We start from the raw sequence: 13,479 nt of genomic DNA on the forward strand, positions 1-13,479 counted from the left end.
ATATGAATTTTTTATCATAATGTGCGCAAACAGACATACGCCTGTAACCAAACTCGGGAAAATGGTGTCCTAACAATTAATCGTCGTTTTGATTAGTGTGCATCGGTTTATCCATCTATTTCTTGCCCCTTCAAGACGCGATCGTGTTCCAAAGCCATCCTGGAGCCGTGTTTGGAAGAAATCACCTGTCCTGGCGACGGCTCATGGATAAACTGTAAAGTCACCAGGGTACGCTCAACGCATGCATATCGCCGACGTCACCATGTTTTACACGCCAGCCAGTGGCGGCGTACGGACCTATCTCGAAGCCAAGCATCGCGGGTTGGCAGGATATGTCCAACACAGTCTGGTAGTGCCGGGGCCGCAACGCTCTCACAATGGATACGTCCATAACGTCGCAGCGCCGCGGATCCCGTTTGGTCATGACTACCGCTTTCCGTTACTGACAAAAAACTGGGTGGACACCCTGACCCGGCTTCGCCCTGACCTCATCGAAGCGGGTGATCCCTACGTCACGGCGTGGGCTTGCCTGGAAGCCGGACAACGCCTGGGGGTACCGGTGGTCGGCTTTTATCACTCCGACTTGCCGCGCCTGGTGAACTCGCGCGTCGGGCACTGGACTGATCCGGTGCTGGATAACTACATATCCAGGCTTTACAGTCGGTTTGACCTCGTTCTGGCACCCAGCCAGGTAATGGCCGAGAAACTGCTCCGGCTGGGCGTGGAAAAAGTAAGGCTGCAACCGCTGGGCGTGGATACCACGCAATTTCACCCTCGCCATCAGTACTTGCCTTTCAAGCAGACACTGGGCATTTCCGACGACGCTTACCTGCTCATCTTTGTCGGACGCGCCGCGCGCGAAAAAAACATCCCCCTGCTGCTCCGGACCATGAAACTGCTGGGTAAAAATTATCATTTGTTATTGGTGGGGCCGGGCATGCCGCGCGCGGTGCCGGAGAATGTCAGCGTGATTCATGAATATGTCCCGGCCGATCGGATCGCCCGCTATCTGGCCAGCAGCGATGCGCTGATTCATGCCGGCGATAATGAAACTTTCGGTCTGGTAGTGCTGGAGGCAATGGCGAGCGGGATTCCCGTCATCGGCACACGCAAGGGCGCGGTCGCCGAGCTGGTCGTGCCAGGTTGCGGCTTGCTGGCCGAAACGGTAAGCGCGCCGGCGCTGGCGGAAGCTGCACGCAACCTGTTTGCCAACGGCTATCATGGCATGGGACGTCTGGCCCGGAAACGTATCGAACAGTTTTATGGCTGGGATCAGATACTGGCTCAGTTGCTGAGGCAGTATCATGAACTAATCGGTTATACAGAGCGAAAGATAGAGGAAAGCCGTCGTGCCTGATCAACCTGCCAGCCTTGCCATGAATGTGGTCCTGCATGACGTGACGCCGGAAAGCTGGCCTGTTTATCAGGACTTCATCCACGCAGTGGATACCTTGGGACGCGTCCCTTTGACCTTGTTGGTGGTACCCGACTTCCACCACCAGTTCCACCTCGACCGTTTCCCGGATTTCAGAAACGCCATCGAGCAGCGCATTGCCCGTGGCGATGAAGTCGTGCTGCATGGTTACTACCATCATGACGACAGCCCGTTACAGCCCAACCCGGTGAATTGGTTCATGCGCCGTATCTATACCCATGAAGGCGAGTTCTACAGCCTGGATGAGATGCATGCCCGGCAACGTCTGGAGCAGGGGCTGGAACTGTTCCACCGCTATCGCTGGCCGGTGGCCGGTTTCGTCGCGCCTGCGTGGCTGATGAGCCGGGGAACGCAAGCCGCTCTGCGTGGCTTGCCGTTGCGCTATACCAGCGACCTGAGCGGACTCATCCGCTTGCCGGACTGGCAGCGTCTGGACACGCCTACGCTGGTGTGGAGCTCGCGCAGCGCCTGGCGGCGCCGGGCCTCGCGTCACTGGAACCAGTTCCGTCTGAGGCAGAGCTTATCCAGCCCGCTGTTAAGGCTCGGGTTGCATCCCATCGATATGTGTTACCGCGAAGCCGTGCATTTCTGGCTGGAAACACTGGAGACACTGTTACCCACCCGCACTGCGCTAACCAAGGCGCAATGGGTGAATCGCTGCGCATGAGGCGGTCCCTCTGGCTTATCGGGTTTGGTTTGATTCTGGGCCTGAGTATCCCGCTGCTATATGGCGGCAGCGGCCTGTTTCAGCGCCTGAGCAGCTTTCCGTTATCTCTGCTCGGCGTGGTGCTGACGATGATTTTTGTCGGCTGGAATTTCAACGCCGGGCGTTTGCGCCTGATGCTCTCCGGCATCGGCCATCCTATGGCTCAAAAACGTGCACTGGCCACCGTCATGGCTACCGAATTCGCCATTTGCGCCACCCCGGCGGGCAGCGGCGGCCCCCTCACCTACGTCTTCCTGCTGCGCCGCCATGGTGTATCCGGTAGCAGCGCCGCAGCCCTGTATGCGCTGGATATCCTGATGGACATCCTGTTCTTTACCACCGCGGTGTTAGTCATCGCGCTCACCCTGTTCATCCACCCGCAACAATTACAGGTAGGCTGGCAGCTCGCTCTGCTGGCCGCATTACTGTTTGGCGCCATGGTATTGGCATGGCTGGCGGCAAGACACTATCGCTCCACCTTGATGTGGGCAAGCCAAGGTTTGCGAAAATGGCACGTATCTCCTGCCCGGCGAAGACGCGTATTGCGCACGCTATTACGCTTTCGCCACGGCCTGCGCCTCACTCTGGCGATGTCGCGCGGACGCCTGTTCGCCATCTACCTGCTGTGCGTCGGCCACTGGCTGATGCGCTATAGCATTCTGTATGTGCTGATCGCCGGGATGGGCCGCCATATATCCTGGGCCTACAGCTTCCTCATCCAGATGCTGGCGCTGACTGCCGGCCAGTTCACCATGCTGCCCGGTGGCAGCGGCGGGGTCGAGCTGAGCTTCACCGCGCTGCTTGCGCCGGTGCTCGATCACGCCACCCTGGGCGCAGTCCTGCTGATGTGGCGCTTCACCACCTACTACTGGTACCTGATCGCAGGCGCGCCGGTCTTTGCCCTGTTCGCAGGCAAGGCGCTGTGGCAACATCTGGGAAATGGCGCCGCGAAACAAGCCGTGGCGGCTCAGGCAACATCGACACCATCCTGATCAAGGCCTATAGGCCTTGCTATTCATCTATATCGCTTGCTGGCAAAATTGAACAATGTGCCCTATCGCTCCATGCTCGCTCCCTGGATATCCTGTCGTGGAAAACCCGTATCACGGCGCGAATGCGCTCGAGCAATTTGGGTGAATCCTGAGTAATGACCGGAGTTTTCATCCGTAGAATTTTGGCTTGCCCTAACAATTTATCGATGGAGATTCATATGAAAATGAATACCTTATTAGTATCGTTAGCTTTGCTCGCCACTCAATCAGCGATTGCCGGAATGTGCCCGGATGGGACGCATGTTTCGGGGAATGATTGCACGATGACTCCAGATGGTTCCTACGTGAGTGGAAACAAAGTCACTATGGCACCCGATGGCTCTTACGTCGGCGGTGGCAAGACAACCATGGCACCCGATGGATCCTACGTAGGCGGTAGCAAATCGACTATGTGTCCTGATGGAACATTCGTTGGAGGCACCCGATGTGTGATGCAGCCCGATGGTTCTTACGCAGGCGGGTAAATACGCGAGCGTCCAGACCAGAGCGGGGTATCCATTGTGTTAAGAAAAGGATTAATTTTGTATGCAAGATTCAGTTGTTCCGGGGCTATCGGATTTGTATCAGGCCACAATGTTTGCCGGACTGAATTGCTGACGTGAAACAACGCTTACGCGACCAGATACGCGGCCTCGACCCGGTGCGCGATCATCAGCGCATTGTCTATCTGGATGTGTGTTTCGAGTTTCCTTTCGACACGACCCGCGCGCTGGAATTCGCTTTGTTCCGCACTTATTGCGTACCGGACATTTCCGCTTTGCTGGATCGTACCGGCGAATTCGGACGTTGCCCGCAGAAGCGCTACGACGACACCGATCTCATCATCAGTGAAATGATGGAATGGGGCTACGACAGCGCACGCGGAAGTGCGGCACTGGCGCGCATGAACCGGATTCACAGCCATTTCAGGATTGCCAACGAGGATTTTCTATACGTATTGTCCACCTTCGTGTTCGAGCCGATACGCTGGAACGCGCGTTTCGGCTGGCGCACGATGTGTGAACAGGAACGCCTTGCGTTGTTTTATTTCTGGCGCGAAGTGGGTGAGCGTATGGGGATACGGGAGATACCGAAAACCTGTGCGGCATTCGAACGCTACAACGTGGAATATGAACACACGCATTTCATGTTTGCGGAGAGCAACCGCCGCATCGGTACCGCCACGCGCGAACTGTTCGCCAGCTGGTTTCCCGCACTGTTACGGCCTGTTGTGAGACACGTCATTTATGCGTTGCTGGATGAGCCGGTGCGCCACGCCTTCGATTTTCCGAAGCCGCTGCCTGGGCTGCGTGCGACTGTTGTCGGTGCGCTCAGGTTGCGCGCGCTGGCGCTGCGTTTCATGCCGGCGCGGCGCCAACCACGGCTGCGTACGCAGATGACGCACCCCAGTTATCCTGCGGGTTACCAGCTGGACCAAATCGGCCCAGCGTATATGACGCAAGCCAAATCGCCTCCGAGTGATCCACAGGCATGAAACGCCGCCGGTTTTTTCACGAGTAGTAGCAGCGCTCTGGGAGCAAACGTGACCGGCCTATTTTTTATTTAATGCACCTGTCTCCAGTGGAATCCACTCTTCCACAGCCTGCAACCGTGCGTCTGATCGAACGCCAGCCGAAAGCATCCGCAGAGCAAACGGGATCAGACTACGAGGTATTCATAGAGGAAAGTAATTATGATTGTGCGTGATCGCCCATCCGGACTGCGTCTATTTTTCATTCTAAAAGGGTCGATTTTATCGAGGATATGGAAAGTCTTGCTGGTGAATACAGCGGTCGCCATTTTAGTGGCGATCGCTCATGGCTCGCTGTTCAACTACAAAATCATAGTGACCGCAATTCCGTTTACCTTGATCGGTCTGCCCTTGGCAATTTTTCTGGGTTTTCGCAATAACGCCGCTTATGACAGATATTGGGAAGGCAGGAAGCTATGGGGCAGACTGGTATCGGACACCCAGAATTTATCCAGGCAATGCCAGAATCTGATCCAGCAGCCGGCGCCCGTTAGTGCCAGCCTGGGATTAACCGATATACGCGTAAGGATGATTTATCGGGCTATCGCTTATGCGCATTCGCTCCGGGATCGGTTGCGCAACGCCAGGGAAGCGAGCGATTTGTCCGGCCTGCTTCAGGAGGAAGAGCGCAGACAGTTGGGGCAGTCTGCGAATGGTCCGAATTTTCTGATGTTCCGGATGGGCGCAGACCTGGGCCAATGCGTCAGGGAAGGCCGAATCGAAGCGTGTCTGGCTGCTTCCATCGACGCTACCCTATCCTCTATGGTGGTGGTGAATGCCGGTTGCGAGCGCATTAAAAATACGCCAATCCCGTTTTCTTATACCCTGCTATTGCATCGCACCGCCTATCTTTATTGTTTCCTCCTTCCTTTTGGCCTGGTCGACTCCATCGGGTTCATGACGCCATTCGTAGTGGCGATCGTCGCCTATACCTTTTTCGGCCTCGATGCGCTGGGTGACGAGATAGAGGAACCCTTTGGCCTGAGCGAAAACGATTTACCTCTTGACGCCCTATGCCGAACGATCGAGGTCAACCTGCGCGAATCCATCGGCGACGCAGTCAAACTACCAGCCCTGGCACCCGTGAATTATTGCCTGATGTAAAGGTCAGTATTGCTGCCCCAGCAGAGAGGTAATCAAACCTGGTTCAATTTGCTGTACGCAGTCAGCAGCCGCTGATGCATATCGCACCCTGACAATTCCATGCCCGGCGCCTGCAGACCAAAAAAGCGCTGTTCACCGCGCAACATGGCCTGGGCTTGTTTCAGGGTATCCGCACCGTAAAGCGTTTGCAGGCTGTCGCTGTAGCGTTCGGCGTCTTCCATCAATAGCAGGGCTTCGATGCAGCGATAAACCAGACGTCGAGCGGGATCGAGCTGTTCGAAGTGACGCACCCAGTGGCAGCCTGCGCGGATCGCCTCCTTATCGCCAATAGCCAGTGCCAGCAGCGTTTTCAACTCGCCCACACGCAGGTCTTTCCACAGCGTACCGGCATCGGCAACGAGGCCGATCAGCGCAGCGACAGGACGCTGGTCGTCGAGGGCGAGTTCGTCGAGCTGGTCCAGCAGTTCGCTGCATTCCTCGTCATCCAGTTGCGCCAGATGCAGGATGGCGTGGCGCAGCTGGTTGCCGACGCTGTTGTTGTTCCATTCCAGATCGTCGGTGGGATAGATTTCGGACATGCCCGGGACAATGATGCGGCAGGCATACACGCCCAGATCGGGGAAATCAGCGATATAGATATCGCGTTCCTCGGTATGGATGAGCTCGCACAGCCAGGCGTATTCCTGCTCGGTGGTGCCGCTGAAGTTCCAGTCGGCAAACTCGTAATCGGGCGTGGCACGCAGAAATTCCCAGCTGATGATGCCGCTGGAATCGACAAAGTGAATTTCCAGGTTTTGCGGATCGGCGATTTCTTCCAGGTCGAAACCCGGTTCTGGAAAGTCGCCCAGCGCATCCAGCGCGCGGCCTTGCAGCAGCTCGGTGAGCGCACGTTCCAGCGCAACCTCAAAGCGCGGATGCGCGCCAAAACTGGCGAAGCAGCCCTGGTCGCGCGGGTTGAGCAGGGTGACGTTCATCACCGGGTATTTCCCGCCCAGCGAGGCGTCCTTGACCAGGATGCCGAACCCGGCGGCGCGCAAGTCGCGGATGCCGGCCTCGATTTTAGGATAGCGCGCGATGACGGCCTCCGGCACATCGGGCAGGCACAGGCCCTCGGTAATAATGCGGAACTTGACGTGGCGCTCGAAGATTTCAGACAACGCCTGCACGCGCGCCTCGGCGGGAGAATTCCCCGCCGACATGCCGTTGCTGACATACAGGTTGCCGATAATATTGACCGGGAACCACAATGTGGCGCCGTCGCGTTGACGCTGGTAGGGCAACGCGCAAATACCGCGCGCGGCATTGCCGGAATTATGTTCCACCAGCACATGCGCCTTCACTGTTTCATCAGGGTTATAGAATGCCTGCAACTCGGCATCCAGCAAACCTTCCGGCCAGCGCTCGTCCTCGCTTAATGGAAACCATTTTTCCTGCGGGTAATGTACATATTCACGCTGAGCAATGGTTTCGCCCAGGTAGTAATGGGTCCAGAAATAATGGCAACCGAGACGTTCGAAATATTCGCCCAGCGCACTCGCCAGCGCGGCCTTTTGCGATGCGCCCTTGCCGTTGGTGAACAGGATCGGACAATCGCGGTCGCGAATGTGTACCGACCAGACATTGGCGATGGGATTGAGCCAGGAGCGCTCCTCGATATGGAAGCCCAACGCCTCCAGTTTGGCCTGCATGGACTGGATAGACGCTTCCAGTGAAGCGTCTTTGCCGGGAATGAAACTTTCTGTTTGCATAATGGTTTCCATTAACGATCTAAAACGGCAATTCAATTTACCCAAGTAGTAGCTACCCAGGTTTTGCCTTTTGCATTTTGTCAGCGCCATTCACGCGGCAGGAAATAATCACCATAGCCATCCTGCTCCAGCGGCACATCGATCACGCCGGGGGAAAGGGCATCGTGCCTGACGCCAGTCAGACCGGGGAAGGCAATGAGCAGTCCCACCATCAGCAACTGGATCACCACAAATGGGATCGCCCCCCGATAAATGGCGCTGGTTCGAATCGATTTGGGGGCAACACTGCGCAGATAAAACAGCGCAAAACCAAACGGCGGATGCATGAACGAAGTCTGCATATTAATGCCTATCAGCACCCCGAACCATATCAGATCAATTCCCAGCTTGTGCGCAACCGGCGCCAGCAGCGGGATGATGATGAAGGCAATCTCGAAAAAGTCGAGGAAGAACGCCAGCACAAATATCAGCAGATTGACCACGATCAAAAAGCCCAACGCACCACCGGGCAGGGCAGTGAGCAGATGTTCCACCCACAGATCGCCGTCCATGCCGCGAAACACCAGGCTGAACACGGTGGATCCGATCAGGATGAACACCACGAAACTGGTCAGTCGGGTGGTGGAATCCATAGCCTGTTTGAGCAGATCGAGGCTGAGGCGGCGCTTGATCAGCGCCAGCGCCAGCGCGCCGCTGGCTCCCATGGCCCCGCCTTCGGTAGGCGTAGCCCAGCCCAGGAAGATGGTGCCGAGCACCAGGAATATGAGCAGTAGCGGTGGCAGCAATGACGCCCCAACACGTCGCAGTAAAGCACGCCCACGCAAGGTACGCGCACCGCGCGGCAACGCCGGTGCAGCAGCGGGTTTGACCAGGGTGATGAGCAGCACAAAGGCTATATACAACCCGGTCAGCACCAGGCTGGGTACCAGCGCGCCCTTGTACAGATCGCCCACTGATATGCCCAACTGGTCGGCCAGCACGATCAGTACCAGACTCGGCGGAATGATCTGCGCCAGCGTACCGGATGCGGCAATCACGCCGGCCGCCAGGCGCTGGTCGTAACCATAGCGCATCATGATGGGCAGCGAGATCAGCCCCATGGCGATGACCGAAGCCGCCACCACGCCCGTCGTCGCCCCCAGCAAAGCGCCGACAAGAATCACCGCATAGGCCAGGCCGCCGCGCAGATTGCCAAATAGCTGCCCGACGGTTTCCAGCAGGTCTTCGGCCATGCCGCTGCGTTCCAGTACCAGGCCCATGAAGGTGAAAAACGGGATCGCCAGCAGGGTCTGGTTGGCGATGATGCCGAGCACGCGCTCGGGCAACGCCTGCATCAGGGAAATATCGAAAAAGCCGTAATGGATACCCATCAGCGCAAACAGCAGGCCATTGGCGGCGAGCGAGAACGCCACCGGATAGCCCAGCAGCAGGAAGATCACCAGGCCGGCAAACATCAGCGGCGCCATGAGCTCCATGCTCATCACATCTGCTCCAGCGGCGCTTCCTGTGCCAGCGTCAGCACCCCCGCCAGCACTGCGATGCGCTTGATGATTTCCGCCACGCCCTGCAGCGCCAGCAGGCCGAAACCTGCCGGGATCATCAGCTTCACCGGCCAGCGCAACAGCCCCCCGGAATCGGGCGACATTTCATTGCCCTGCCAGGACGCCATGAACATCGGCCACGCGTACCAGATCATCAGTAGCGTGAACGGCAGCAGGAACAACAGGCCGCCCAGCAGATCAACCAGCGCCCGGCCGCGTTCGGATAATCGCCCATAGATCAGGTCGATGCGGACATGACCGTTATGCTTCAGGGTATACCCGGCACCGAGCAGGAAGATTGCGCCAAACAAATACCACTGGATTTCCAGCCAGGCATTGGAGCTTTCGCCCAGACCATAGCGCACCAGCGCATTGGCGGCAGAGATCAATGTGGCCAACAACACCAGCCAGCGCAACGCGTGACCGATTTGCTCGTTCAGTGCATCAATCGCACGCGCCAGGGTCAGCAATGCTTTCATGTTGCCCCCCAAATTATTATTAAACCGCCCCGGTCTGGTGCAGCAATTTGGCCAATGCATCGGCAATCATGCGGTAGCCTGCAGCATTGGGATGGATCGGGTCGGATTTTTTAGTATTGTCGAATAATACGGTTTTCAGCACCTTGCCCTCGTAAGGGATGTCGGTCTTTGCAGCAATATCCGCATAATACTTGGGTACGCCACCAAACAAGCTGGGTTCCGGCACACCGATCAACACCACGGCGATACCGCGTTGGCGCGCCTCGTACACCATGGTGCGCAGATTGGCCGCAATCGTCACTGCATCCAGCTTGTGCAACAAATCATTGCCGCCCAGGCATAACAGCAGCAATTTAGGTTGTACGGTATCCAGCACACCCGGCAGGCGCGTCACGCCTTGTGCCGTAACTTCGCCCGGCACTCCAGCCGCCACCACCTTGTGCCCGATGAGCTGGCCGAGTTGTGCCGGGTAGCTGTGCGCCGCGTCGACACCGGTGCCGTAAGTCAGGCTGTCGCCAAACGCCAGCACCACATCGTCCGGCCCCAGATGCGGCAACGCCGGCTGTGTGACGCCACAGCCAGCGAGCAACAGCACCCACAACAGGCATAGCCAAGCTAACGCTCGCTCTGTTGGCAGCTGCTTCCCCAAAAATTATTCCCCGGCCACAGTCATGCGCTCTATCAGGATCGAGCCGGTCTGCTTAGAGCCGCGCGCTTCGACATCGGTGCCGATGGCGATGATCTGCATGAACATGTCCTTGAGATTGCCGGCAATGGTGATTTCTTCCACCGGGTACTGAATCACCCCGTTTTCCACCCAGAATCCGGCCGCGCCGCGCGAGTAGTCGCCGGTGACGGTATTGATGCCATGACCAAGCAGTTCGGTGACCAGCAGGCCGGTATCCATTTTCCTGAGCAGGGCGGCGAAGTCCTCGCCGGTGCTGGACAGGATCAGGTTATGGTTGCCGCCGGCGTTGCCGGTGGACTGCATCCCGAGCTTGCGTGCGCTGTAACTGCTGAGGAAATAGCCGCCCAGCACGCCGTCCTTGACCAGGTCCCGGTCATGCGTGGCGACGCCCTCATTGTCAAACGGACTGCTGGCCAGCCCTTTGGCAATATGTGGACGCTCGGCAATCTGCACGATCGGAGAAAATATCTGCTTGCCCAGGCTGTCGAGCAGGAACGACGACTTGCGGTACAGGCTGCCGCCGCTGGCAGCGGAAACAAAGTGTCCGATCAGTCCCGCGGCCACGGGGGCTTCAAACAGAACCGGCACCTGGGCGGTTTTGACCTGGCGCGCATCCAGACGACGCACGGTGCGTTCGCCGGCGCGGCGGCCCACCATGGTGCCGGGGTCCATATCCGCGGCATTGCGGGCAGTGGTATACCAGTAATCACGCTGCATCCCGGCCGTCGATTCGGCAATCACCGCGCAGCTGATGGCGTGGCGCGAAGTCGGGTAGCCCGCCAGAAAGCCCAGGCTGTTGCCATACACGAACAGTGACTCCTGGGTATTCACGCTGGCGCCTTCGGAATTGGTGATGCGGCTGTCCACTGCGAGGGCGGCCACTTCGCATTCGCGTGCTGCGTCAATTGCCTGCTCGACGCTGTATGCCCACGGATGGTAAAGATCAAGATCAGGAATGTCGCGCGCCAGCAAGGTTTCATCCGGCAGGCCTGCGAAACTATCCTCAGCGGTGTAGCGCGCGATGGTAAGCGCCTTGTCCACCGTGTCGTGCAATGCTTGCATGCCAAAATCGGAAGTCGACGCATGGCCCTTGCGCTGGCCAATGTATACGGATACGCCGATCCCCTTGTCGCGGTTGTATTCGATGGTTTCCACTTCGCCTTTGCGCACCGTCACGCTCTGCCCAAATCCGGCGGAAGCCTCGGCTTCGCAGCCGGTGGCACCTTGTTGCCGGGCATAGGTAAGCATGTTATCAACAAGCGCTTGCAGGTCGTCGCGGGAATGGCTGAATCGGTCGGTCACGGAGACTCCAGGAGGGAATGCCTAAAAGCCGTTATCATAGCAACATTTCCCCACCCTCTGCGCACCATGGACGACGACATCGAACAACCCATCAGTAAAAGTGAAATCAAACGCCAGATGACCGCGCTGCAAAAGCTCGGTGAAGAACTGGTCGCCTTGCCCGCCAGCAAGCTGGATCAGCTGGATTTACCGGAAACCCTGCGCGATGCGGTGAATCAGGCCAAACGCATCACTGCACATGGCGGCCTGCGTCGTCAGATGCAGTATATCGGCCGCCTGATGCGCATTACCGATGCACAGCCGATCGCCGAGCAACTCAATGCCTGGCGTGGCGATAGCGCCGAAGTCATCGCCGAGTTTCACCGCATGGAAAACTGGCGCACGCGCCTGCTGGCCGACGACGCGGCGCTGACCGAGTTTGTCGATATTTACCCGCAGGCCGATGCCCAGCAACTTCGCACCCTGGTCCGTAATGCGCGCCGTGAAGCGGCTGCCGCACAAGCACCGAAAAGCAGCCGGGCACTTTTCAAGCTGATTCGCGGGCTGCTTTCAAATGACGCAACGGATGAACAGGACCCTGTTGAGGAATAAGAAAAAGGGCAGGATGCCTGGCATCCTGCCCTTGTTTGAATCAGCTGAACTGTTCAGTTCAAGCTTCGCGCATCATGATCATGTATTGGATTTTCATGGTGATCGCGCTGCCTGCCACAATCGCGAAAAATGCGATAAATGACCCCAGGGCAAGCGTCGACACGCCGGTAATGCCTTGTCCGATGGTACAACCCATCGCCAGTACCCCGCCGAAGCCCATCAAGACTGCGCCGATGACATGGGTTACGAAGTCCTTGAAGGAGGCGAACCACTCGATACGGAAGCTGCGGCTCACCACCGACCACAGGAACGAGCCAGCGGCCACTCCCAACACCGCCATGATGCCGAAAGTCAAAAAGGCTTTAGTGAATCCGGACGCGCCATACCCCAGCATCTGCCCCATCGGGTTGATAAAGGTAAACGATTGCGGGCTGAGCGGCATGATATCGGCTGGCTTGCCAGCATCCGAGTTCGCCAGGAAGTCCCATTGCTGGCCATAGTCCAGTAATGTGTGACGTGATCCGTCCACCAGGACACTGACGTTACTGGTCACATACCAGGCCGCGAGTACCGCCAGCCCAACCACCAAACCGCCGAGAATGAGATCACGGTTATTGCGGAAGTCGACTGATTTAAACACATACACGAGCAGCGCCAAACCCAGTATTCCACCGATAATCAGGCGTGCCTTGACAGCGTTTTGAGCGCCAGCCAGAAGCGTGCCCAAATCCTGGTGAGGGCCCACATTGATCGCCAGAGGACGAATCCAGCCGTTAAACAGCACGCTGAATAATGTCTTGTCCGAATTCGGAAACGGGTTGGTCATATAGTAGGCGATCACTCCAATAATCAGCACAACCACGATGGATTTAAGGTTACCGGCGCCAGCGCGGACCAGGCTCTTATTACCGCAACCAGACGCCAGCGTCATTCCAACGCCGAACATCAAACCGCCGAGCAGGTTTTCTGCCCAGATTAATTGCCCGCTGCGGTAGGGAGGAAAGGATGCATCGGGATTCAGCTTGCCGAAATATTCCAGTACCACTACACCCAGCAATGCCACCGCAATCGCCAGCAGCCAGGAGCGCATCCGGCCGGTATCGCCCATATTGACCCAGTCCGATACGGCACCCATGGTACAAAAATTTGTCTTGTTGACGACTGCGCCCATGATCAACGCTATGCCGAAAGTCAGCCAGAGGAACATTGACTGTCCCTGCTGAAAGGTATCAAAAATCATCTTTTTTTACTCCTGTTACGGTAACGCACTGCCGCACGTACAATTTTATATTTTGCAGCCAATTAACAACGTCCTGCGCCGCT

At 57.4% G+C, this 13,479-nt stretch carries 13 protein-coding genes; 7 read left to right on the forward strand and 6 right to left on the reverse strand.

Translation table 11 applies throughout. The features are described 5' to 3' along the window. The first annotated feature begins 241 nt into the window (after positions 1-241). The 6 genes from gpgS to EI185_RS10420 all read left to right on the forward strand — a co-directional run bounded on the left by gpgS (position 242) and on the right by EI185_RS10420 (position 5,807). Positions 242-1,357, forward strand: a complete 1,116-nt coding sequence (gene gpgS, locus EI185_RS10395; RefSeq protein ID WP_124705082.1) for an N-acetylglucosaminyl phosphatidylglycerol synthase — start codon at positions 242-244, stop codon at positions 1,355-1,357. Then, positions 1,350-2,102 carry an N-acetylglucosaminyl phosphatidylglycerol deacetylase gene (gpgD, locus tag EI185_RS10400; RefSeq protein ID WP_223247780.1) on the forward strand — a complete coding sequence of 251 codons (753 nt, stop codon included), beginning with the start codon at positions 1,350-1,352 and terminating at the stop codon, positions 2,100-2,102. The genes gpgS and gpgD overlap by 8 nt, the downstream gene beginning before the upstream one ends. Continuing rightward, the gene (gpgF, locus tag EI185_RS10405; protein ID WP_189836368.1) at positions 2,099-3,133 is read left to right on the forward strand and encodes a glucosaminyl phosphatidylglycerol flippase; all 1,035 of its coding nucleotides are present in this window, start codon (positions 2,099-2,101) and stop codon (positions 3,131-3,133) included. Before gpgD ends, gpgF begins: the two co-directional genes overlap by 4 nt. Positions 3,134-3,414: 281 nt before the next feature. Beyond that, positions 3,415-3,657: a hypothetical protein gene (locus EI185_RS18505; RefSeq protein ID WP_502697136.1), complete on the forward strand. Its 243-nt coding sequence runs from the start codon at positions 3,415-3,417 to the stop codon at positions 3,655-3,657. A 134-nt stretch (positions 3,658-3,791) separates the two neighbouring features. Beyond that, positions 3,792-4,667 carry an oxygenase MpaB family protein gene (locus EI185_RS10415; protein WP_189836369.1) on the forward strand — a complete coding sequence of 292 codons (876 nt, stop codon included), beginning with the start codon at positions 3,792-3,794 and terminating at the stop codon, positions 4,665-4,667. A gap of 198 nt (positions 4,668-4,865) precedes the next feature. Then, the gene (locus EI185_RS10420) at positions 4,866-5,807 is read left to right on the forward strand and encodes a bestrophin family protein (RefSeq protein WP_124705085.1); all 942 of its coding nucleotides are present in this window, start codon (positions 4,866-4,868) and stop codon (positions 5,805-5,807) included. 32 nt (positions 5,808-5,839) lie between these two features. Here the strand turns inward: EI185_RS10420 and ycaO are convergent, their stop codons facing one another. The 5 genes from ycaO to pmbA form a co-directional block, all read right to left on the reverse strand. Beyond that, positions 5,840-7,555, reverse strand: coding sequence for a 30S ribosomal protein S12 methylthiotransferase accessory factor YcaO (gene ycaO, locus EI185_RS10425; RefSeq protein ID WP_124705086.1), 1,716 nt, complete (start codon positions 7,553-7,555; stop codon positions 5,840-5,842). 80 nt (positions 7,556-7,635) lie between these two features. Continuing rightward, positions 7,636-9,036, reverse strand: coding sequence for a TRAP transporter large permease (locus EI185_RS10430; protein WP_124705087.1), 1,401 nt, complete (start codon positions 9,034-9,036; stop codon positions 7,636-7,638). After that, positions 9,036-9,575, reverse strand: a complete 540-nt coding sequence (locus EI185_RS10435) for a TRAP transporter small permease subunit (protein WP_124705088.1) — start codon at positions 9,573-9,575, stop codon at positions 9,036-9,038. The genes EI185_RS10430 and EI185_RS10435 overlap by 1 nt, the downstream gene beginning before the upstream one ends. Before the next feature lie 19 nt (positions 9,576-9,594). Beyond that, on the reverse strand, positions 9,595-10,170 hold the full coding sequence (locus EI185_RS10440; protein ID WP_223247781.1) for a GDSL-type esterase/lipase family protein: 576 nt from the start codon (positions 10,168-10,170) through the stop codon (positions 9,595-9,597). A gap of 57 nt (positions 10,171-10,227) precedes the next feature. After that, complete coding sequence (gene pmbA / locus EI185_RS10445; protein WP_124705089.1) at positions 10,228-11,565, reverse strand: metalloprotease PmbA; 1,338 nt, start codon at positions 11,563-11,565, stop codon at positions 10,228-10,230. Positions 11,566-11,631: 66 nt separating this feature from the next. Here pmbA and yjgA point away from each other — a divergent pair, with 66 nt between their 5' ends. After that, the gene (gene yjgA, locus EI185_RS10450) at positions 11,632-12,156 is read left to right on the forward strand and encodes a ribosome biogenesis factor YjgA (protein ID WP_124705090.1); all 525 of its coding nucleotides are present in this window, start codon (positions 11,632-11,634) and stop codon (positions 12,154-12,156) included. Between the two features lie 58 nt (positions 12,157-12,214). Here yjgA and EI185_RS10455 read toward each other — a convergent pair whose 3' ends face one another. Continuing rightward, positions 12,215-13,396 carry a YeeE/YedE family protein gene (locus EI185_RS10455; protein ID WP_124705091.1) on the reverse strand — a complete coding sequence of 394 codons (1,182 nt, stop codon included), beginning with the start codon at positions 13,394-13,396 and terminating at the stop codon, positions 12,215-12,217. Positions 13,397-13,479 lie beyond the last annotated feature (83 nt).

This window comes from Sulfuriferula multivorans (genome assembly GCF_003851125.1).
Taxonomy (GTDB): domain Bacteria; phylum Pseudomonadota; class Gammaproteobacteria; order Burkholderiales; family Sulfuriferulaceae; genus Sulfuriferula; species Sulfuriferula multivorans.

What these genes read in the sequence shown, in the direction of transcription:
- gpgS (WP_124705082.1), top strand. Translation starts at nt 242, where the DNA reads ATGCATATCGCCGACGTCACCATGTTTTACACGCCAGCCAGTGGCGGC.
- gpgF (WP_189836368.1), top strand. Translation starts at nt 2,099, where the DNA reads ATGAGGCGGTCCCTCTGGCTTATCGGGTTTGGTTTGATTCTGGGCCTG.
- EI185_RS18505 (WP_502697136.1), top strand. Translation starts at nt 3,415, where the DNA reads ATGTGCCCGGATGGGACGCATGTTTCGGGGAATGATTGCACGATGACT.
- EI185_RS10420 (WP_124705085.1), top strand. Translation starts at nt 4,866, where the DNA reads ATGATTGTGCGTGATCGCCCATCCGGACTGCGTCTATTTTTCATTCTA.
- ycaO (WP_124705086.1), bottom strand. Translation starts at nt 7,555, where the DNA reads ATGCAAACAGAAAGTTTCATTCCCGGCAAAGACGCTTCACTGGAAGCG.
- EI185_RS10430 (WP_124705087.1), bottom strand. Translation starts at nt 9,036, where the DNA reads ATGAGCATGGAGCTCATGGCGCCGCTGATGTTTGCCGGCCTGGTGATC.
- EI185_RS10435 (WP_124705088.1), bottom strand. Translation starts at nt 9,575, where the DNA reads ATGAAAGCATTGCTGACCCTGGCGCGTGCGATTGATGCACTGAACGAG.
- yjgA (WP_124705090.1), top strand. Translation starts at nt 11,632, where the DNA reads ATGGACGACGACATCGAACAACCCATCAGTAAAAGTGAAATCAAACGC.
- EI185_RS10455 (WP_124705091.1), bottom strand. Translation starts at nt 13,396, where the DNA reads ATGATTTTTGATACCTTTCAGCAGGGACAGTCAATGTTCCTCTGGCTG.